We start from the raw sequence: 18,956 nt of genomic DNA on the forward strand, positions 1-18,956 counted from the left end.
GAGGTATTCTTGTGAATATTCTGGTTGTCATGAAGCAAACGTTTGATACCGAGGAAAAAATCGTGATTCAAGACGGCAAAATCCAGGATGACGGCGTTGAGTTTATCATCAATCCATACGATGAATACGCCATTGAAGAAGCGATCAAGCTGAAGGAAGAGCACGGGGGCGAAGTGACCGTCGTCTCGGTAGGTCCGGATCGCGTGGAAAAAGAACTCCGTACCGCATTGGCAATGGGAGCGGACAAAGCCATTCTGGTGGATGACGAGTCGCTGTTCGGCGACGAGTATACGACGGCGAAGGTATTGGCCGCGGTAGCTCGCAAAACCGGCTACGACCTGATCCTGGGCGGACAAATGGCGGTCGACTCGGGAGCCGGACAAGGCGGTCCTCGCCTTGCGGAGGAGCTGGGCATCAACCATGTGTCCACAGCGGTCAAGCTGGAGATCAACGGCAGCTCCGTTCGCGTGGAGCGCGACGTCGAAGGGGATACGGAAGTGGTGGAGACGAGCCTCCCAGTTCTGATCACGGCACAGCAAGGGCTGAACGAGCCTCGCTATCCTTCTCTCCCAGGCATCATGAAGGCCAAGAAAAAGCCTTTGGAGCGCCTGACTGCTGACGATCTTGGCCTTTCTGCCGCAGATGTTGCGCCGAAGACACAGGTTGTCGATCAGACACTGCCGCCGAAGAAGGAAGCAGGCCGCATCCTTGCCGGCGAAATCCCGGCACAAGTGTCCGAATTGGTGCAATTGCTGCGAAATGAAGCAAAAGTAATCTAAGCGAGAGGGAGAGATTCTGATGAAAAAAGTACTGGTAGTAGCAGAAGTACGTGACGGACAATTGCGCAATGTCTCTCTGGAAGCACTCGCCGCAGCAGGGATACTTGCAGAGGGAGGAGAAGTGGTCGCTGCACTGTTCGGGCCGAATACGGCTTCACATGCCGAAGCTCTCGGACACCATGGAGCGGGCACGGTCTATGTGGTTGATCACGCCGATCTGGCACAATACACATCAGATGCTTACAGCCAGGCGCTGAAGCAGTTGATCGAGTTTGTCGGTCCTGACGCAGTCGTCCTCGGACATACGGCGATCGGCCGTGACGTGGCTCCTCGCGTTTCTGCACGCCTTGGATGGGGACTGGTTTCGGATGTTACCGCGCTCGAAGCGGGTCCAGTTTTCGTCAGGCCGATTTACGCAGGGAAGGCGTTTCAAAAGCGCCGTTTTGAAGACGGAAAAATCATGGTTACAATCCGTCCGAACAACATCGCCGCAGGTACTGCCGACACAGGCAAAACCGCGACGGTCGTGCCATTTGAAGTCGAGATCAAAGACCTTCGTTCCATCGTGCGCGAAGTCGTTCGCAAAACGAGCGGAAAGGTCGACCTTTCAGAAGCGAAGATCATCGTCTCCGGCGGCCGCGGCGTAAAGAGCGCGGATGGCTTCCAGCCGCTCAATGAGCTGGCTGACGTGCTGGGAGCGGCGGTAGGAGCGTCCCGCGGGGCCTGCGATGCCGACTATTGCGATTACTCCATGCAGATCGGCCAGACCGGAAAAGTGGTGACGCCGGACCTGTACATCGCCTGCGGCATTTCCGGTGCGATTCAGCATTTGGCGGGAATGTCCAATTCCAAAGTCATTGTCGCGATCAACAAAGATCCGGAAGCGCCAATTTTCCAAGTAGCTGATTACGGTATCGTGGGAGACCTGTTTGAGGTCGTTCCGCTGCTGACTGCAGAATTTAAAAAGGTTTTGGTGTAACCCTTGGCTTACGAACATCTGCAGCCTTGCTTCCTCTGAAGCGAGGCTGTTTTTTGCGGAGGCAGCCCAAGAAGGCGATAGGGAACGGGCGCTTCGGACAAACTATACTTTGACATGTCAGAAAGTGTCGCCGCACGTAGTCTTTTTTTACGGGGGATGGTATACTGAGTGGCGTGTGGAACCTTTTTCCGTACCGAATTTAAGGAGGTAATATTCCATGGCTATCGTTAATGCAACCGATCAGACCTTTTCCCAGGAAGTAGAGCAAGGCGGAACTGTCCTGGTTGACTTCTGGGCTCCTTGGTGCGGCCCTTGCAAAATGATCGCACCTGTATTGGAGCAAATCGACAGCGAAGTAGGCAGCAAGCTCAAAATCGTGAAAGTAAACGTCGATGACAATCCGGAGTCTGCAGGCCGTTTTGGCGTCATGTCCATCCCTACCCTGATCGTATTCAAAGACGGTCAACCGGTAGATAAAGTGATCGGTTTCCAACCGAAGGAAGCCCTCATGGGAACTGTCGGCAAACACCTGTAAGCCTTGCAATACGGTCTATAAAAAGCAGCATTCGCCAATGGCGGGTGCTGCTTTTTTCGGCTTGGCCAAGGATGGATACGGTGCTTTTTCAAACGGATGGGGAGAGATTCCGTCGAGTTTTCACTGAAAACATGGTAACATGGAAGGACAACGTATGTTCCCTCAATCTGCTTTTTTCAGATGTGTGCGGGGGAATTCGGTGCGCATTTCAAATTTGAGCCAGTCACCTCGATGTACCGAGATTGCCATACATGGTTTTCCTGCAAAATCTTTTATGAAAGAAACGTGTGACAAATGAGCGGGAGGAGGAACTCAGGTGAAAATGACAAAGTTTCCACGTGAACAGAGAGAGCATGTGATCAACCAGGTTCAGTTGTATTTTCAGGATGAGCGGGGAGAAGAGCTGGGGCGTCTGGCCGCAGAGCAGATGCTTGATTTTTTTGTGAAAACCCTGGGTCCTGTCGTTTACAATCAGGCGGTTGAGGATTGCCGCAAGCTGATGCTGGAGCGGATGAGCGCTCTGGAGGATGATTTTTATACACTGGAACAACCGCTTGCCCAGCACCGCAGAAGCGGTCTATGAGAGTAGAGAGTACATGAAAGGGAGGGAGCAGCCGTGAACAGCTCCTTGAAAGACAAGCTGGCAGTCCTGCCGGATAAGCCGGGCTGCTACCTGATGAAGAACGAAGAGGGCGAAATTATTTACGTGGGCAAGGCCAAAGTGCTGAAAAACCGCGTTCGCTCCTATTTTACCGGAAGCCATGACGGCAAGACGCAGCTGTTGGTCAGCGAGATTGCCGATTTTGAATACATCGTCGTCTCTTCAGCGATCGAAGCGCTCATCCTGGAGTGCAATCTGATCAAAAAGCACAATCCGCGCTACAATGTCAAACTGATGGACGACAAGACGTACCCCTACATCAAGATCACCAACGAAGCGCAGCCGCGGCTGGAGATTACCCGCAAAGTGCTGAAGGACAAGGCACGTTACTTCGGTCCGTACGCGAACGCGGGCGCGGCTTCCGAGGTGAAAAAGCTGCTGGATCGACTCTACCCGCTGCGCAAGTGCAAAACGATGCCGAAGCAGGTCTGTCTCTACTACCATTTGGGACAATGTCTGGCGCCTTGTGTGTACGAGGTAGAGGCGGCGGAGAATCAGCGGCTGGTCGAGGAGATTGCCCGTTTTCTCGACGGCGGCCACGAGGAAATGAAAAAGCAGTTGACGGAGAAAATGCAGCAGGCGGCGGAGAATATGGAGTTTGAACGGGCCAAGGAGTACCGTGACCAGATCCGCAGCATCGAGGCGGTCATGGAGAAGCAAAAGGTGACCTTCACCGATACGGTCGACCGCGACATCATCGGATTTTCTGTAGAGAAAGGCTGGATGTGCGTCCAGGTTTTCTATATGAGGCAAGGCAAAATGATTGAGCGGGATACGACCTCTTTTCCTTACTACGGCGGCGAAAAAGAGGATTTCATGTCCTACGTCAGCCAGTTTTACTTTGACAAGCAGAATGCCCTCCCCCGGGAAATCCTGCTGCCGGAGGAAAGCGATCCGGAGCTGCTCGCCGAGTGGCTGGGCGTGAAGGTGCATGCGCCGAAGCGCGGCAAAAAGCGGGAGCTGGTGCAGATGGCCAGCGAGAATGCCCGCATTGCCCTGCAGGAGAAATTTGCGCTCATGTCCAAGGACGATGCCCGGACGATTCAGGCTGTGCACAATCTGGGCCATATTCTCGGGATCGGAACCCCGCACCGGATCGAAGCGTTTGACAACTCCAACATTCAGGGGACAGAGCCGGTCTCTGCGATGGTCGTGTTTACAGATGGACGCCCGGACAAAAAAGAGTACCGGAAATTCAAGATCAAAAGCGTCGAGGGGCCGGATGATTACGGCTCGATGCGCGAGGTAGTCCGGCGCCGGTACACGCGCCTGCTGAAGGAAAACCAGACGCTGCCCGACCTGATCGTAATTGACGGAGGCAAAGGACAGATCAGCGCTGCGATGGATGTGCTGGAAAATGAATTGGGGCTCTACATCCCGGTATGCGGTCTGGCCAAGGATGAAAAGCACAAGACTGCCCAGCTCCTCTACGGGAATCCGCCCGAGCCGGTCGAGCTGAAGCGGGACAGCTATGAGTTTTACCTGCTCCAGCGCGTGCAGGATGAGGTCCACCGATTTGCGATTACGTTTCACCGGCAGGCCCGGACAAAGACGATGCTCTCTTCCCAGTTGGACGACATTCCCGGCATCGGCGAAAAACGGCGCAAGCTTCTGTTCCAGCATTTTGGTTCGCTGAAAAAGATGAAAGAGGCGACTGTCGAGGATTTCAGGCAGCTCGGGATTGGCGACAAGCTGGCCCGGGAGATTATCGCCCATCTCAGGAAGATGTGAGCTGAGAAATTGTTCAAAATAATATTTGAACCGGTGCCTTTTGCGTGATATAATCCCTTTCAAACAGAATATGTAACCTCACTTCCCTTTATTGGAGTGAGGTAGAGGCGCGAAAACCATGAGTACCACCCTGAGATCGGGATCGTTGACGGGTAGCGGAAAGGGGGATTCGCCGAAGTACGGAGGGAAGACCCGCTTCCTTGCGTGCTGGGCCTGTGTTGAACAAATACAGGACTGTCATCCGAGCAATACCCCATTGCCGGATGGAGAGCTATCTCACGAGTCTGCTGCGTGTAGATGACAGGGGCTGTACTGTCATGCTTTGTGCCAGCGGCTTGCGTGGTCCAGGGAAGGAGGAACCGATATTGTCTATTACGTAGGCAACGGCAGGTATTTTCCTTGTCGTTGCCTTTTTTGATAAGGAAAAGACTCATGCAACGTTTCGTTTCGACAGAGAATATCCATAGAGACATTGGTCTATTCAAGGAAAAGGGAGAGAAGCCGCATGGGGTTGATCGTGCAGAAATACGGAGGGACCTCCGTTGGTAGCATTGAACGCATTTTTCGAGTAGCAGACCGGATTATTGAATATAAAAAAGCGGGCCATGATATGGTCATTGTCGTATCCGCGATGGGCAAGTCGACAGATGTGCTGGTGGATATGGCCAAACAAATTTCCGCCTACCCTTCGGAGCGCGAGATGGATATGCTCTTGGCGACAGGTGAACAGGTCTCCATCGCACTTTTGTCCATGGCTCTGCATCAGCGCGGCTATGACGCCATTTCTCTCACCGGCTGGCAGGCTGGTGTCACAACAGAAGCGATCCACAGCAAAGCGCGGATCACGGAAATCAAAACCGAGCGGATTCAAAAGGAACTGGCCCGGGGACGTGTCGTCATTGTGGCAGGGTTTCAAGGGGTCAGTGCCGAAGGAGAAATAACCACATTGGGACGAGGCGGTTCCGATACTTCTGCCGTAGCGCTTGCAGCCGGCCTGAATGCCGACAGATGCGAGATCTTTACGGATGTGGCCGGCGTGTATACGGCCGATCCGCGGGTCGTTCCGTCCGCGCAAAAGCTGGACAGTATCTCATATGACGAAATGCTGGAGCTGGCCAATCTGGGGGCCGGTGTTCTTCACCCGCGCTCTGTGGAAGCGGCCAAAACATACAAAGTGCGGCTCGTCGTCCGATCCAGTTTTACGGCTGAAGAAGGTACGTACGTAGAGGAGGTTGCCAATATGGAAACAGGAAGAGTAGTAAGCGGCGTGGCACATGATGAAGATGTGGCAAAACTGACGGTCGTGGGCATGCCTGCGCGAGTGGGAACCCTGTCCCGCCTCTTCAATACGCTGGCTGACAACCAGGTAAATGTAGACATCATTATCCAAAGCTCCTATGATGCGGACGTGACGAACATCTCGTTCACGGTGGCTGCCAGCGACCTGCCAAAAGCGCTGGAAACCCTCTCCTCCAATCAGGCAGAGCTTGGCTTTGAAAAAGTCGATCATGAAGAGGGCCTGACCAAGGTATCGATCGTCGGTGCCGGCATGGTGAACAATCCGGGGGTTGCCGCCGAGATGTTCCGCGTCTTGGCCGAGCAGGACATCACGATCAAAATGGTATCCACCTCCGACATCAAGGTTTCTTGCGTGATTCCCGCAGAACTTACGGAACTGGCAGTTCGCAGCTTGCATACGGCCTACGGCTTGGACGTAAGCGAAGAAGCCGTGGTGCACAGTTTGTAAGCACAACCACATACAAGAGTCGCCTCCCCCCTTTTCGTTGAAGAGGGGGGTTAAATATGACCGTCTGGCTGTTCATTGCAGCGAGGCGCATTTGATTCCATTTTCCTGTTTCTTCTATATAAATATAGGGAAGCTGATCCGGGACTTTTGTTCAGGTGATGGCACCAGAAGAATCACGCATTCAAACAGCCAAAGAGATCAAGACGCTCCCCTTCTCGGCCAGCTCCATTCGCACCTCCGGCTCCCTGCCCTGCCACCTGTTGACGGCTCCGGCAATGATTCCGCATTCCAGGGCCAGAGAGCGCAAAATTCGTTCAGGCGGCATGTATGAAAAAATCGTGTGCGTCAATCGATATCGATAATGACGCTCTCCCTCCTCCAGGACATCCAGCTTGCCGAGGCCCAGCCTGATAAAAGGCATGACGAGGCCCGCTGCGGACTGGATCGGAATCTGACGGCCAATGTCTTTTCCCAGCCAGTGGAGAATGGCTTGCTCGCTTTCTCCCAAAAGAGTGCTTGTCAGTTTTTCGCGAAGCAGATGATAGCCCAGGTAGGGCATGTGAATGCGTTCGATGTCGGTAATGACACGGGAGGGGAGCAGTGCCCCGAGTTGTTCCTGTTCTTTCACCGGGATGCCTCCTTTTCTAGCACAGGCGGCCGGTGCTTGTCCCTTTTTGCAAAGGTTTTGCACCGAGGCCTGCGAGAGAATGCGGTCTGGTTTGTTACTTGATATAGTAGTATGAGAAAGAGAAGCGGGATATGACAGATTCATAGAAAATAGCAAATTTTTTTAGTCCATTCTAAAAATAGAATTAGTCTATTCATTGTCTTGACGCTCTATAAAGACAGGAGTACAATTGGTTTTGGTCAACGTTTTGCCCAACTTTTTTCCGTATTCCGACACAATTTGCCACGCCCAGGGAGAAAGTCGCCCTTCGATTATGTGTAACCATGGTGGCAATGGGTTAGGATAGTGGAGAAAAGCTCTATGAAAAGGACGCGACATATAATTGAAAGGGGGACCACTGTATGGCGAAAGGCCATAGCTTTTTGAGTCACAGGCTTCACTCATTACTCGGTTTGTTCCCAGTCGGGCTGTTTCTCTTGTTCCACTTGACAGCGAACTATCAGGCAACCCGAGGACCGGAAGCGTTCAATGAGGTCGTAGGATTGATTGAACATGTTCCGTTTTTGATTGTCTTGGAATTTGTCTTTATCTACATTCCCATCCTGTTCCACGCTGTGTATGGGATCTACATTGCTTTCCAAGCAAAGCACAACGTCGGCAGCTTCAGTCAATTCCGGAACCAGATGTTCCTGTGGCAGCGCCTGACAGGTATTATCACGCTCATCTTTATCGCATGGCACGTATTTGAGACACGTATTCCAAAAGCGATGGGTGCCGAAGTCAACTATGACATGATGGCCAATATCCTGAGCAGTCCTGTAATGATCATTTTCTACGCAATCGGGATTCTCAGCACCGTGTTCCACTTTTCCAACGGTATCTGGTCTTTCCTCGTTCACTGGGGAATCACTGTCGGCCCGCGTTCCCAACGCATTGCCACTTACGTAACCATGGGTATTTTCGTTATCGTTTCGTTCATCGGCTTAAGCGCGATGGCAGCGTTCATTCAATAGGGATAGGGGGACTCATACATGGCAAAAGGTAAACTGATCATTGTCGGTGGTGGCTTGGCCGGCTTGATGGCTACCATTAAAGCAGCAGAAAAAGGCGTTCCCGTCGAATTGTTCTCCCTGGTTCCGGTAAAGCGATCCCACTCCGTATGTGCGCAGGGCGGTATCAACGGTGCCGTTAATACAAAAGGGGAAGGCGACTCCACCTGGGAACACTTTGATGACACCGTATACGGGGGAGACTTCCTGGCCAACCAGCCGCCTGTAAAAGCAATGTGTGACGCCGCTCCCGGCATCATCTACATGCTGGACCGGATGGGCGTCATGTTCAACCGTACACCAGAAGGACTTCTGGACTTCCGCCGTTTCGGGGGAACCAAGCATCACCGTACCGCTTTTGCTGGTGCGACAACCGGTCAGCAGCTCCTGTACGCTCTGGACGAGCAAGTTCGCCGTTTTGAAGCGGAAGGTCTTGTGACCAAGTACGAATATTGGGATTTCCTCGGTGTCGTGTTGGATGAGAAAGGCACCTGTAAGGGGATTACGGCACAAAACCTGCGCTCTGCAGAAATTCGCTCTTTCCGCGCAGATGCCGTCATTATGGCTACCGGTGGACCTGGTATCATCTTCGGTAAATCCACCAACTCCATCATCAATACGGGTACAGCAGCGTCTGCGGCTTATCAGCAGGGCGTCATTTACGCGAACGGCGAAATGATCCAAATTCACCCGACTGCGATTCCTGGCGACGACAAGCTGCGCCTGATGTCTGAATCCGCTCGTGGTGAGGGTGGCCGCGTCTGGACATACAAAGACGGAAAACCGTGGTACTTCCTTGAGGAAAAATACCCGGCGTACGGAAACCTCGTTCCGCGCGACATTGCGACCCGCGAAATCTTCCACGTCTGTGTAGACATGAAGCTGGGTATCAATGGCGAGAACATGGTATATCTGGACCTGTCTCACAAAGACCCGAAAGAGCTCGACGTAAAACTGGGCGGAATCATTGAGATCTACGAGAAGTTTGTCGGGGATGACCCGCGCAAAGTTCCGATGAAAATCTTCCCGGCTGTTCACTACTCGATGGGCGGCATGTGGGTAGACTACAACCAAATGACCAATATTCCTGGTCTGTTTGCTGCAGGTGAGTGCGATTACTCCCAGCACGGTGCAAACCGTTTGGGTGCGAACTCGCTTCTGTCCGCGATCTTTGGCGGAATGGTGGCTGGTCCGAAAGCGATCGAGTACATCAACGGTCTGGATGAGTCTGCCGACGATCTGTCTTCTGCGATCTTCGACAGCTATACCAAGCAAAACCAAGAGAAGTACGACAACATCCTCAAGATGGACGGCACTGAAAACGCATACCTCCTCCACAAGGAACTGGGTGAGTGGATGACCGATAACGTAACGGTAGTGCGCTACAATGACCGTCTGCAAAAAACGGATGAAAAAATTCAGGAACTGATGGAGCGCTACAAGAAGATCAACATCAACGATACGAGCAAATGGAGCAACTCCGGCGCATCCTTCACTCGTCACCTGTGGAACATGCTTGTGCTCGCCCGCGTGATCACGCTCGGCGCATTGAACCGCAACGAGAGCCGCGGCGCTCACTACAAGCCTGAATTCCCAGAGCGCGACGACGAGAACTTCATGAAAACAACGATGGCCAAGTACAATCCGGAGACGACTGCACCGGAAATTTACTACGAAGACGTGGATGTTTCCCTGATTCCGCCGCGTAAACGTGACTATACGTCTGACAAGAAGAAGAAGTAAGAGGGGAGGGAACTGATCATGGCAGAAAAGCTTATTCATCTGAAAATCACTCGTCAAGACAGCCCTAACAGCGCTCCGTATGTGGAAGAATTTAAAATCCCGTACCGTCCGAACATGAACGTGATCGGTGCGTTGATGGAGATTCAGCGCAACCCTGTAAACGCACAAGGACAAAAGACTTCCCCGGTCAACTGGGAGTCCAACTGTCTGGAGGAAGTGTGCGGCGCTTGTTCGATGGTGATTAACGGCAAGCCGCGTCAGGCATGTTCCGCTCTGATCGACAAGCTGGAGCAGCCAATCCGTCTTGAGCCGATGAGCACCTTCCCGGTTCAGCGCGACCTCTCTATCGACCGAAGCCGCATGTTTGACGCCCTGAAACGCGTCAAAGCATGGATTCCGATCGATGGTACCCACGATCTGGGACCAGGTCCGCGCATGCCTGAGGTAGAGCGCCAATGGGCTTATGAGCTGTCCAAGTGCATGACGTGCGGGGTTTGTCTGGAAGCATGCCCGAACGTCAACCAAAAATCCGACTTCATCGGTCCTTTCGCTATCTCGCAAGTGCGCTTGTTCAACCAGCATCCGACTGGTGCAATGAACAAGCATGAGCGTCTGGAAGCATTGATGGAGGACGGCGGTATCGGTGACTGCGGAAACTCGCAAAACTGCGTGCAGGCTTGCCCGAAAGGTATTCCGCTCACCACTTCGATCGCTCACATGAACAAAGAAACAACCAAATACGCTGTGAAACGCTTCTTCTTCTCGTAAGAAGAAACACAGCTTTCAAAAAGCGTGCATCCGCTCTGGGATGTACGCTTTTTTTTCAGGAAACCACCAGGGCTCTTCACACGTACTGAAAGAGAGGTGTATTTTTTGTACTTTGGAGGAATGGCCCTTGAAGCTGATAACCGTTGAAGAAGCGATCAAGAGAATAGAGCAGTGGACAGACATACCGTGTACGCATGAAGTCATAACGAGCGGCATCTATCGAAATAGCGAACAGAACCAGACGCCCTTCTATACAATGGAAGTGATGTGGAACAAAAGAGGAGAGCCGGAGCTGGATGAGGAAGGCCTGGTAAACAAAAATACGATACTCGCCGTGCTGGATGCGTGCACGGGAAAGCTGACTGCCTTCTATCGGTATGGCAGTGACCAGACGGCTGAGAATCTTGATGTAGAGGACATGGACGATGAGATGTACAGGAAGGTCTCGGGGCACATCATCCAATGGATAGAAAAGCTCGGATTGCCGATTGATCTGGGCGAGCTTGTAGTCCGGAAAAAGCGGTTATGCGGAGACAAATGGTACGAGCTCAGCTTTTCCCGGGCCCGCGCCGGCATTCCATTCCGAAGCTACCAGCAATTTGACATAAGGCTGGACGCAGATGATAATCAGCTTCTTCACCTGTATTGCAGATGGGATGACTGCGAGTTTGAAGAGGGCGAAGAACGGATATCGGACGGCAATCTTTTGGCAAAGCTCACGGAAGAACAATTGTCCCTGGGCTATCTTCCGGTCCTTTCGCTGGAAAAACCGTTCTATGTCTGCCATGAGCATGTCATTCACGCCAAAACGGGGGAACTTCTGTTTTCGGATGAAATCGTGGTGCTGGAGCGAATTGCATTGTATCAGAACGAAGCGGACGCAAAGCCAGTGAAATGGAACGAACAGCCGATTTGGACCAAGGACTACCGTGAGCAGCTGCGTCTTTCCGACCACGTGACAGAAGCAGCGATCGACGCGCCCCATCCGCTTTTCCCTGATCTTGCGATGGAGGAAAAAGAGCTTGCCAAGGAACTTGTCCGATCGTACTTATCCACCGCCTATGCTGACGATCCATTTGAGTACGTCTACACCCGCAAACCGGATCAGGAAGCTGTCGAGAGCTTCCCCCAAAATCGGGTAGTCGTCCACGTACATCGTATGATTCACGGCATACCGCTCTTGATGGGGGGAGGCATCCGTTTCTTTTTTGACCGAGATACATGGGAACTCGTTCAGATTATAGACGCTTTGGATTTCTGGCGGAGTGTCAAAGCGGGAGAAGGCGATCATGCCGAAGAGAAAGGAATCGCAGGAAACGACCATTTCCGGAAAGCTCTGCGAACCAGAGCGGAAGCCTGGGATGCGCTGAAGGGCAGAGTAACTGTCAAACTGAGATACATGTTTGATCCCCACTACCCGGACCCTAGCGGACGCGGCAGAAAGAAAGCGATTCCTGTCTACGTCATTGACTGTGACTGCATGTACGATGGTGAGTCCGGCGAGCTTGTCGAGCTGTAAAGAGGTATTGCTGAAACCCGGTGTACATACGATGGGAATTGATAAACGGCCCTTGCCGCGAGTTGGATGCTACCGGCTCTGCGACAGGGGCCTTGTTGTTGTAAATCGTCCCTATCACTGTTGTGTCTCCGGCTCCGGACGTCTGTTTGGCTTTTTTTCCTCACTCTTCTGTGTGGTGGACAGTTTGATGTTGCCGAGGAAAAGCGTGCAAATCGCTCCCAGCAGGACGAAGAGCAGCCCGTATCGGTACACATGGTGCAGGGATTCGACCATCGAGACTTTCAAGATGGGCAGCAGCGTTTGCTGGATGGCCGCAGGGATTTGGGACAGGGCCTCTGGACTAAGAAGCATCGAATACATCCCCTGTGGATTCGTCCTGATCATCGATTCAAAATGGACGACCATATCGTGGGCCTGAGGCGGCAGCTGCTCCAGATACGGTACCAAGCTTGCTGTAAGCAAATTGGTCGAATGATAGTTCATTACAGCACCGAGGATCGTCATCCCGAACGTCCCGCCAATTTGCCGGAAAAACTGACTGGAGGAAGTCACTACGCCAAGCTGATATTTGGGAAAGGACTCCTGCAAGGCAATGGTAATCATCGGCATGACCAGCCCGATTCCCAACCCGAGCACGACCATATGCACCATCGTCGTATATTTTGTTGTCTCCATGCCCATCGTCGACAAAAGCCAAAAGCCGGCGCCCATCGCGACCATGCCAATAATCATCTGGAGCCGCACTCCCAAAAACTTGACGATTCTCCCGCCAAGCATGCTGGCAGCCATCATCGAGAGCATCATCGGCACCATGACGGTTCCGGATTCCGAGGGACTGATGCCTACGACACCTTGCATAAACAGCGGGACGAACATAATCGCGCCAAACATCCCGACCGACATCAGAAAGCCAATTCCGCTCAAAAGCGAAAAGGTTCTGTTTTGAAACAGGCGCAGCGGCAGGATTGGCTCTTTTGTTCGGCCTTCGATCCATATGAATCCGGTAATGAAGGCGGCGGACAAGGCGAATAGAGAAAGAATCTGCCAAGAGAGCCAGGGGTAATTTTTGCCCCCGAAGGTAAGCGCCAGAAGGAGGCTGACGACTCCTCCGACCATCGTAAACATTCCCCAGATATCAAAGGTGACCGGACCTGTTTGCTGGCGGTTTTTAAGCGCAATGGCGATCAGGATGGTAGCCAGTACTCCGACCGGCATGTTGATGTAAAAAACCCAGCGCCAGTTGGATGCGTCTACAATCCAACCGCCCACCTGCGGACCGATGATCGAAGACAGACCGAATACAGCTCCAAACACCCCTTGCCATTTGGCCCGTTGTTCCCCTGTAAAAATGTCCCCGATAATAATCATCGCCATCGGCATCATAACGCCGCCGCCAATTCCCTGCACAGCGCGAAAAAAGATGAGCTGGGTCATGGACTGAGCCATACCGCAAAGCGCAGAGCCGAGCATGAAAATGATCAGGCCCGTTACATAAACCGTTTTCCGACCGATCAGATCGGCCATTTTGCCGGCGATAGGGACAACCGTAGTGGAACTGAGCATGTAGGCGGTGGTCAGCCAGGTCATAATCCCCAGTCCCCCCAGCTCACCGACAATCCGCGGCATTGCTGTTCCCACAATCGTATTGTCAAGAGAGGCGAACAACATCGCGACGAGCAGGCCAGTAATCAACAATCCTCTATTTTTTTGCGTTTCCATCGTGTATCTCTCCTGTCCATAGGCGTACTGCGGATGCCACGGTCTTTTTCTTCCCAGTAGTATGCCCGCAGATCCCGCATTCTCGAGACAGGTGAAATCTCCCTTTTGAGAATAGGTGTCTGCTTTCCATGGAAGACTTATGGTATTCGGTGTTTTTTAGGAAGGGGGCAAACGATGAAGAAACAGGTCTTTTACATCGGGTTATCGTTGGTTTTGCTTCCGTCAACGACGGCGGGCACCTGGAGCGCAAAGGGCGACTTTCCTGAAGCCGTAGCCGCCATTACCAAGCAGCAGGTCTGGTCCGATTTGCGTCCTGACGACGGACAGACAAGTCCAGCTATGCAAAGCGCTATTCATGCTGGTACAGTCCAGTCTGCATCTGCAGATGAATGGACGCGTGCCGAACATGTGCTGATGGGGGAGCAGGTAGCGGATCCCCCCACTTCCAACCTGGATATGATCGAAGCGAAGAAGGCTTGGGAGGAGATCGGGGTCAAGGGAGAAGGCATGCTCATCTCTGTGATCGATACAGGAATTAACGGAAAGCATCCCGATTTGCCTGCCCCGCGGGACAAGCGTTCCGCACAGCAAAAATCAGGAGTAGCGAAAAAAGTAATACCCGGGTACAACTGGGCAGACCGCAATCAAATTACAGAGGATGTAGGCGAGTCCCAACACGGCATTCATGTGGCTGGCATTGTGGCTGCCAACGGAAAAATAAAAGGCGTTGCTCCTGAAGCACAGCTTTTGAGCCAAAAGGTTTTCAGCAATTACCAGGGGGAGGTCCCCGGGCTGAGCGAGTCTATTTTGTTTGCGATCAATGATTCCATCGCCAAAAAAGCGGATGTGATCAATCTCAGTCTGGGCTCGTCAGCAGGATATGTAGATGAAACCAATACCGAGCAGTATGCTGTCAAACGGGCTGTCGACAACGGAGTCATCGTCGTCGCCGCGGCAGGAAATGACGCCTACTTTGGCAGTGACAAGGTAAAGGCGCAGAATCCGGATGTCTCGATGATCGGCTCTCCGGGTCTCGCTCCTGACGCCTTCTCTGTTGCGTCTGTAAATGCGACCACGCTTGCCGGTCTCAGCTTCGCCGTCGAGGGAGTGCCGGGCCTCGAAAGGGTCGTGTATCTCCATGGGCACGCAGCCAGCGGACAAGCGTTGAATCCCGTGCAAGCCCTGATGAAGCAGTACGAACTGATGTACATGGGCAAAGGGAAAAAAGAGGATTACAACGTCTCGGTAAAAGGGAAAGTGGTCCTTCTGGAGAGAGGCGACATTTCCTTTGACGAGAAGCTGCGTTTGGCCAAGGAGAAAGGAGCGGCAGGGGCTGTGATCTACAACAATCAGCCGGGGCCGCTCATCATTTCCGCCGAGACCACCACTGCCTTGCCGGCTGTCTCGATTTTGAAGCAAACGGGGGAAATGCTGACGCAGGCGTTGAAAAAGGGAAAAAAAGTAAAAATCAACTTTGACGGTCAGTTCGCGCAAAATCCGATGCCGTATCCGGATGGGGGAACGGTTTCCGCCTTCACCTCCTGGGGACCGACGCCGGATTTGCAATTCAAGCCGGAGATTGCCGCCCCAGGCGGAGGCATTTTGTCGCTCGTCCGCGAAACCGATTATGCCGTCAAGAGCGGAACCTCCATGGCTACCCCTCATGTGGCAGGCGGGATGGCTCTTCTGAAGCAGGCCTACCAAAAACAGGGCTACCAGTTGTCCGGACGACAACTGGTTGAAACGATGAAGGCCGCGGCAATGAATACGGCGCAGCCGGTACTCGACCCGCGCAGTGCTGCAAGCACGGCAAGCGGCGGGATGACGGGTAAAGTGCCGTACAGTCCGCGCGTGCAAGGTGCGGGCGTGATGCAGATCGCCAAAGCGATTAAAACCCCGAGCATTATCACTGATGCCAAGGGGAAAGCTGGCGTATCGCTGGGCGAGGTTGGAGAAACGACGACGTTTTCCCTGTTTGTCGAGAACAAGTTCGGAAAAAAGCCGGTCACGTATCAGGTCAAGGATGAGTTCGGGGTCTTGACGGACAAGCGGCAGGACGGGATTAACATGCTTACCGATACAGCACTGCAGGGGGCCGCATTGCGATTTTCCGCTCAGCAGGTCACCGTTCAGCCCGGACAGCGGGCAGAAGTAAAGGTAACGCTGCACATTCCGAAAAACGCTCCCCGCAATATTTTTGCCGAGGGATATGTTGTTTTTCAGCCGACCGACTCCGAAATTCCTGTGCTGCGGGTGCCTTATTACGGGTTTTACGGAAAATGGGATGAACCGCGCGTAATGGATCAGCCGATGTGGGACCCGGGGAGCCAGGAGCACCGTACAGGCGTCAAGACGACCTGGTATCACGACAAGGAAAATGACAAGTGGAAATACCGCGATTACCTTGGTGTCACTGGCGTGAGCGAGGACGGACATGTACAGGTCGATCCGGCCAAGATTGCATTTTCGCCAAATGGAGACGGACACTATGATGTTGCAGCTCCTTCGATTACATTTTTGCGCAATGCCCGCCAAGTGACGGTGGATGTGGTGGACAGCGGAGGAACAATCATCCGGTCGCTGTCACGCGATGAGAAAATCAGCAAATTTGATCAATCAAAGCTGGGGACCCCTTATTACTATACGGAGCGGGAAGAATGGAGCTGGGACGGGAAAAAGTACAATCCCGAGAAGGGCGTTTATGAAACCGTCCCGGATGGAGCCTACCGATTCGTCGTCCGGGCCCGCATCGACAGCCGTCATGCCAATTGGCACACGCTGACTCTTCCGATTAAAGTAGACACAAAAGCCCCGGTCGTCACTGCTTCCCTGTCCGGGAACAAAGTACATTGGAGCTCCCGCGACAAGGACATTCAAGGCTACCTGTTGTATGTAGGCGGGAAAAAAGTGGGCGGACCCTATTCTGCGAGCATAACCAGCACCATTGTCAGTCAGCCGGACAAACGGATTTCCCTGGTGGCGTATGACTATGCGGGAAATATGAGTGTTGTCAACATCAATGGAAAAAGCGATGTCACCCCACCGTTTGTCCAGTTTCCCAATGACCTGTACACCTCGGTGCTGGTCACCCGTCAGCCTGAGGTAGCGGTCAACGGCAGGATTGCGGGTGAAGACATGCTGGACAGAGTGCGTCTGCAAATCAATAAAAATCCGGTCCAGGTCGAGACGGACGGTTCATTTAAAACCATCCTGAAGCTGCCGGAAGGGCTCAATTACGTTCCCTATCATGCCCAGGACATGCATGGGAACAGCAGACATTTTACGCAGCGGATCATCGTAGACACGACACCTCCGCAGCTTCAGCTAACCAACGACGGCAGCGAGACAATCTGGTTTGATGCAGGGACCAAACGAATGCTGGTACCCGTAAAGTTTGCGTATCGCGATCAGACATACAAAGGCCAGGTAAGCATCAACGGACAGATCGTCTCCAGTTGGGAGGAAGATCACCTGGAGAAAGCCGTGCAGAAAAACTTCACCCAGACGCTCCCCCTTCAGCACGGCGAAAACCGTATTTTGCTTGAGGGGAAAGACGCCGCGGGCAATGAGTCCTCTATGACGGTATACGCTTATGTGGATGCCCAGGCCGGTTCGCTCGTGATGCATCACGCCGAGCAGCGCTACACGTATCAGGCGAAGCCTTTGCCGGCGCCGGCACTGCATATAGAAGAGAAGAACAAAGAGGTATATGCGGGAGAAAGCATGCAGATTTCCGGGAGAGTGAATGCTCCTGGGACCGTACGGATGCATCTGGATTATGCAGACCAGCATGTGTTCGTCGATGTGAATGACAGAGGAGAATTCCGTGCGCTTGTAAACAGCGTCAAGGAAGGCAAGCAGAAGCTGTCCGTAGTGGCAGTCGATGCCCTCGGGCGCGAAACAAAAGCAGAGATGGTCATCGTAGGGAAAAAGAGATAAGGGTGCCAGCCGGCATCCTTTTCTCTGTTTCGGGGTCTGAAATGTTTTGTGCAGGGAGGAGTGAACGTGTTTTATCATGGAATTGATTGGGTATATGTAAAAAAGGAATATCCGCTGCTTTCACCGCGAAGAAACGTGTCGCGAAAGCGCCCTGAGCAGCTCGCTGACAGGGTTCATCTGTTGCAGCAGTTTGGCGTGGAGCCCGTTCATTTGCTGGAGGAGGGGCCGGATTTTCCGGCAGAGCGCTGCATTAGAGAATGTCTGGCTTTTGGAGATACGGTCTTTGCTTTTAAGGAAGTAAGCAGCCCTTTGTGGCAGTTGAGCTGTCATGAAGTGGGAGTCGAGGTGCTTGACTTGCGCAAATGCAGTCTCATTTTCACAAGAGAAACTAGTGCTAATGTACAGGTTCTCTTTCCGGATGTACCTGTTTTATACACCGAAAGTCCTTAAATATTTTGGATAACGACTTGTCTCTGCCATTTTTCGACATTATAATGGGCCTCATGAGGAGAAATTCGTACGGGAAGGAAGGAAATGAAGATGAACGTCCAGTACCTCAATCCGTTTCTGGATTCGGCTTCCTTTGTGATTGAACAGCTTTGCAACGTGACGATCAAACGGGGAGAATTGGAGATGACAGAGTGGTACTATCGGGACGATCATACCTGGATCCGCATTGGAATGACCGGTCAATTGGAAGGCGACGTGTTTTTCGGCTTGCAAAACGACCTCGCCTTGCGTCTTGTATCAGCGATGATGGGGGGCTTCCCCGTTAATGAACTTGATGAAATCGGGAAAAGCGCTATATCGGAACTCGGGAATATGATCTCCGGCAACGCCAGCACAATGCTTTACAATCAAGGCGTAGTGATTGATATTACTCCGCCGCAGTTTATTCAGGCACAGGAGAATAGATGGGGTTCTCGGACCGCATATACAGTCCCGCTTGACTTAAGCGACATGGGCCGTATGGAAATCCAAGTCCTGGTAGGAAAGTAGGAAGGTGGGCGCTCTGCATTGGCAGAACGCCTTTTTTTCGGTTCGCGAAGGGTTGACGAATCTGTGCAAGAGTTGGAATAATAAAAAAAGATAAAATATTTTTGATTGTCTGGCCGTTTTTTTCCAGATCGTGTATTGTTTGAGATAGTAAGGGGGAATG

15 protein-coding genes and 1 riboswitch are annotated in these 18,956 nt (G+C 52.6%); of the genes, 13 read left to right on the forward strand and 2 right to left on the reverse strand.

Features of this window, described 5'->3' with window-relative positions; all coding sequences use genetic code 11:
• Window positions 1-11 precede the first annotated feature (11 nt).
• The 6 genes from NSQ24_RS08565 (at window position 12) to NSQ24_RS08590 (ending at window position 6,432) form a co-directional block, all read left to right on the forward strand.
• Window positions 12-779, forward strand: coding sequence for an electron transfer flavoprotein subunit beta/FixA family protein (locus tag NSQ24_RS08565; RefSeq protein WP_003387754.1), 768 nt, complete (start codon window positions 12-14; stop codon window positions 777-779).
• Window positions 780-798: 19 nt separating this feature from the next.
• Window positions 799-1,758 (forward strand): electron transfer flavoprotein subunit alpha/FixB family protein, encoded by a 960-nt coding sequence (locus NSQ24_RS08570; protein ID WP_031932323.1) that lies wholly within the window; start codon window positions 799-801, stop codon window positions 1,756-1,758.
• A 217-nt stretch (window positions 1,759-1,975) separates the two neighbouring features.
• Window positions 1,976-2,293, forward strand: a complete 318-nt coding sequence (trxA, locus tag NSQ24_RS08575; protein ID WP_003387752.1) for a thioredoxin — start codon at window positions 1,976-1,978, stop codon at window positions 2,291-2,293.
• Between the two features lie 322 nt (window positions 2,294-2,615).
• Window positions 2,616-2,876 (forward strand): DUF2164 domain-containing protein, encoded by a 261-nt coding sequence (locus NSQ24_RS08580; RefSeq protein ID WP_285844057.1) that lies wholly within the window; start codon window positions 2,616-2,618, stop codon window positions 2,874-2,876.
• A 33-nt stretch (window positions 2,877-2,909) separates the two neighbouring features.
• Window positions 2,910-4,685 (forward strand): excinuclease ABC subunit UvrC, encoded by a 1,776-nt coding sequence (gene uvrC / locus NSQ24_RS08585; RefSeq protein WP_003387750.1) that lies wholly within the window; start codon window positions 2,910-2,912, stop codon window positions 4,683-4,685.
• A gap of 94 nt (window positions 4,686-4,779) precedes the next feature.
• Window positions 4,780-4,967: riboswitch (Lysine riboswitch) on the forward strand.
• 223 nt (window positions 4,968-5,190) lie between these two features.
• Complete coding sequence (locus tag NSQ24_RS08590; protein WP_003387749.1) at window positions 5,191-6,432, forward strand: aspartate kinase; 1,242 nt, start codon at window positions 5,191-5,193, stop codon at window positions 6,430-6,432.
• A 181-nt stretch (window positions 6,433-6,613) separates the two neighbouring features.
• Here NSQ24_RS08590 and NSQ24_RS08595 read toward each other — a convergent pair whose 3' ends face one another.
• On the reverse strand, window positions 6,614-7,060 hold the full coding sequence (locus NSQ24_RS08595; RefSeq protein WP_003387748.1) for a DUF2507 domain-containing protein: 447 nt from the start codon (window positions 7,058-7,060) through the stop codon (window positions 6,614-6,616).
• A gap of 401 nt (window positions 7,061-7,461) precedes the next feature.
• Between NSQ24_RS08595 and NSQ24_RS08600 the strand changes: the two genes are divergently transcribed.
• The 4 genes from NSQ24_RS08600 to NSQ24_RS08615 all read left to right on the forward strand — a co-directional run bounded on the left by NSQ24_RS08600 (window position 7,462) and on the right by NSQ24_RS08615 (window position 12,139).
• Entirely contained in the window at window positions 7,462-8,073 is a 612-nt protein-coding gene (locus tag NSQ24_RS08600) for a succinate dehydrogenase cytochrome b558 subunit (RefSeq protein WP_003387747.1), read from the forward strand.
• 18 nt (window positions 8,074-8,091) lie between these two features.
• On the forward strand, window positions 8,092-9,852 hold the full coding sequence (gene sdhA, locus NSQ24_RS08605; protein ID WP_003387746.1) for a succinate dehydrogenase flavoprotein subunit: 1,761 nt from the start codon (window positions 8,092-8,094) through the stop codon (window positions 9,850-9,852).
• A gap of 18 nt (window positions 9,853-9,870) precedes the next feature.
• Window positions 9,871-10,620, forward strand: coding sequence for a succinate dehydrogenase iron-sulfur subunit (gene sdhB, locus NSQ24_RS08610; protein WP_003387745.1), 750 nt, complete (start codon window positions 9,871-9,873; stop codon window positions 10,618-10,620).
• Window positions 10,621-10,747: 127 nt separating this feature from the next.
• Complete coding sequence (locus tag NSQ24_RS08615; protein ID WP_339167634.1) at window positions 10,748-12,139, forward strand: hypothetical protein; 1,392 nt, start codon at window positions 10,748-10,750, stop codon at window positions 12,137-12,139.
• Window positions 12,140-12,253: 114 nt separating this feature from the next.
• Here the strand turns inward: NSQ24_RS08615 and NSQ24_RS08620 are convergent, their stop codons facing one another.
• On the reverse strand, window positions 12,254-13,858 hold the full coding sequence (locus tag NSQ24_RS08620) for an MDR family MFS transporter (protein ID WP_039069951.1): 1,605 nt from the start codon (window positions 13,856-13,858) through the stop codon (window positions 12,254-12,256).
• Window positions 13,859-14,032: 174 nt separating this feature from the next.
• Here NSQ24_RS08620 and NSQ24_RS08625 point away from each other — a divergent pair, with 174 nt between their 5' ends.
• The 3 genes from NSQ24_RS08625 (at window position 14,033) to NSQ24_RS08635 (ending at window position 18,796) form a co-directional block, all read left to right on the forward strand.
• A complete protein-coding gene (locus NSQ24_RS08625; protein ID WP_227278121.1) occupies window positions 14,033-17,797 on the forward strand; it encodes a S8 family serine peptidase in 3,765 nt (1,254 codons plus the stop codon).
• 66 nt (window positions 17,798-17,863) lie between these two features.
• Entirely contained in the window at window positions 17,864-18,247 is a 384-nt protein-coding gene (locus NSQ24_RS08630; protein ID WP_024984219.1) for a hypothetical protein, read from the forward strand.
• Between the two features lie 90 nt (window positions 18,248-18,337).
• Window positions 18,338-18,796 (forward strand): chemotaxis protein CheX, encoded by a 459-nt coding sequence (locus NSQ24_RS08635; RefSeq protein WP_003387739.1) that lies wholly within the window; start codon window positions 18,338-18,340, stop codon window positions 18,794-18,796.
• The last annotated feature ends 160 nt before the right edge of the window (window positions 18,797-18,956 follow it).

Origin of the sequence: Brevibacillus sp. FSL L8-0520 (assembly GCF_037963895.1) — a bacterium.
GTDB classification, from domain to species: Bacteria; Bacillota; Bacilli; order Brevibacillales; family Brevibacillaceae; genus Brevibacillus; species Brevibacillus borstelensis.

What these genes read in the sequence shown, in the direction of transcription:
- NSQ24_RS08570 (WP_031932323.1), top strand. Translation starts at nt 799, where the DNA reads ATGAAAAAAGTACTGGTAGTAGCAGAAGTACGTGACGGACAATTGCGC.
- trxA (WP_003387752.1), top strand. Translation starts at nt 1,976, where the DNA reads ATGGCTATCGTTAATGCAACCGATCAGACCTTTTCCCAGGAAGTAGAG.
- NSQ24_RS08580 (WP_285844057.1), top strand. Translation starts at nt 2,616, where the DNA reads ATGACAAAGTTTCCACGTGAACAGAGAGAGCATGTGATCAACCAGGTT.
- NSQ24_RS08590 (WP_003387749.1), top strand. Translation starts at nt 5,191, where the DNA reads ATGGGGTTGATCGTGCAGAAATACGGAGGGACCTCCGTTGGTAGCATT.
- NSQ24_RS08600 (WP_003387747.1), top strand. Translation starts at nt 7,462, where the DNA reads ATGGCGAAAGGCCATAGCTTTTTGAGTCACAGGCTTCACTCATTACTC.
- sdhA (WP_003387746.1), top strand. Translation starts at nt 8,092, where the DNA reads ATGGCAAAAGGTAAACTGATCATTGTCGGTGGTGGCTTGGCCGGCTTG.
- sdhB (WP_003387745.1), top strand. Translation starts at nt 9,871, where the DNA reads ATGGCAGAAAAGCTTATTCATCTGAAAATCACTCGTCAAGACAGCCCT.
- NSQ24_RS08620 (WP_039069951.1), bottom strand. Translation starts at nt 13,858, where the DNA reads ATGGAAACGCAAAAAAATAGAGGATTGTTGATTACTGGCCTGCTCGTC.
- NSQ24_RS08625 (WP_227278121.1), top strand. Translation starts at nt 14,033, where the DNA reads ATGAAGAAACAGGTCTTTTACATCGGGTTATCGTTGGTTTTGCTTCCG.
- NSQ24_RS08635 (WP_003387739.1), top strand. Translation starts at nt 18,338, where the DNA reads ATGAACGTCCAGTACCTCAATCCGTTTCTGGATTCGGCTTCCTTTGTG.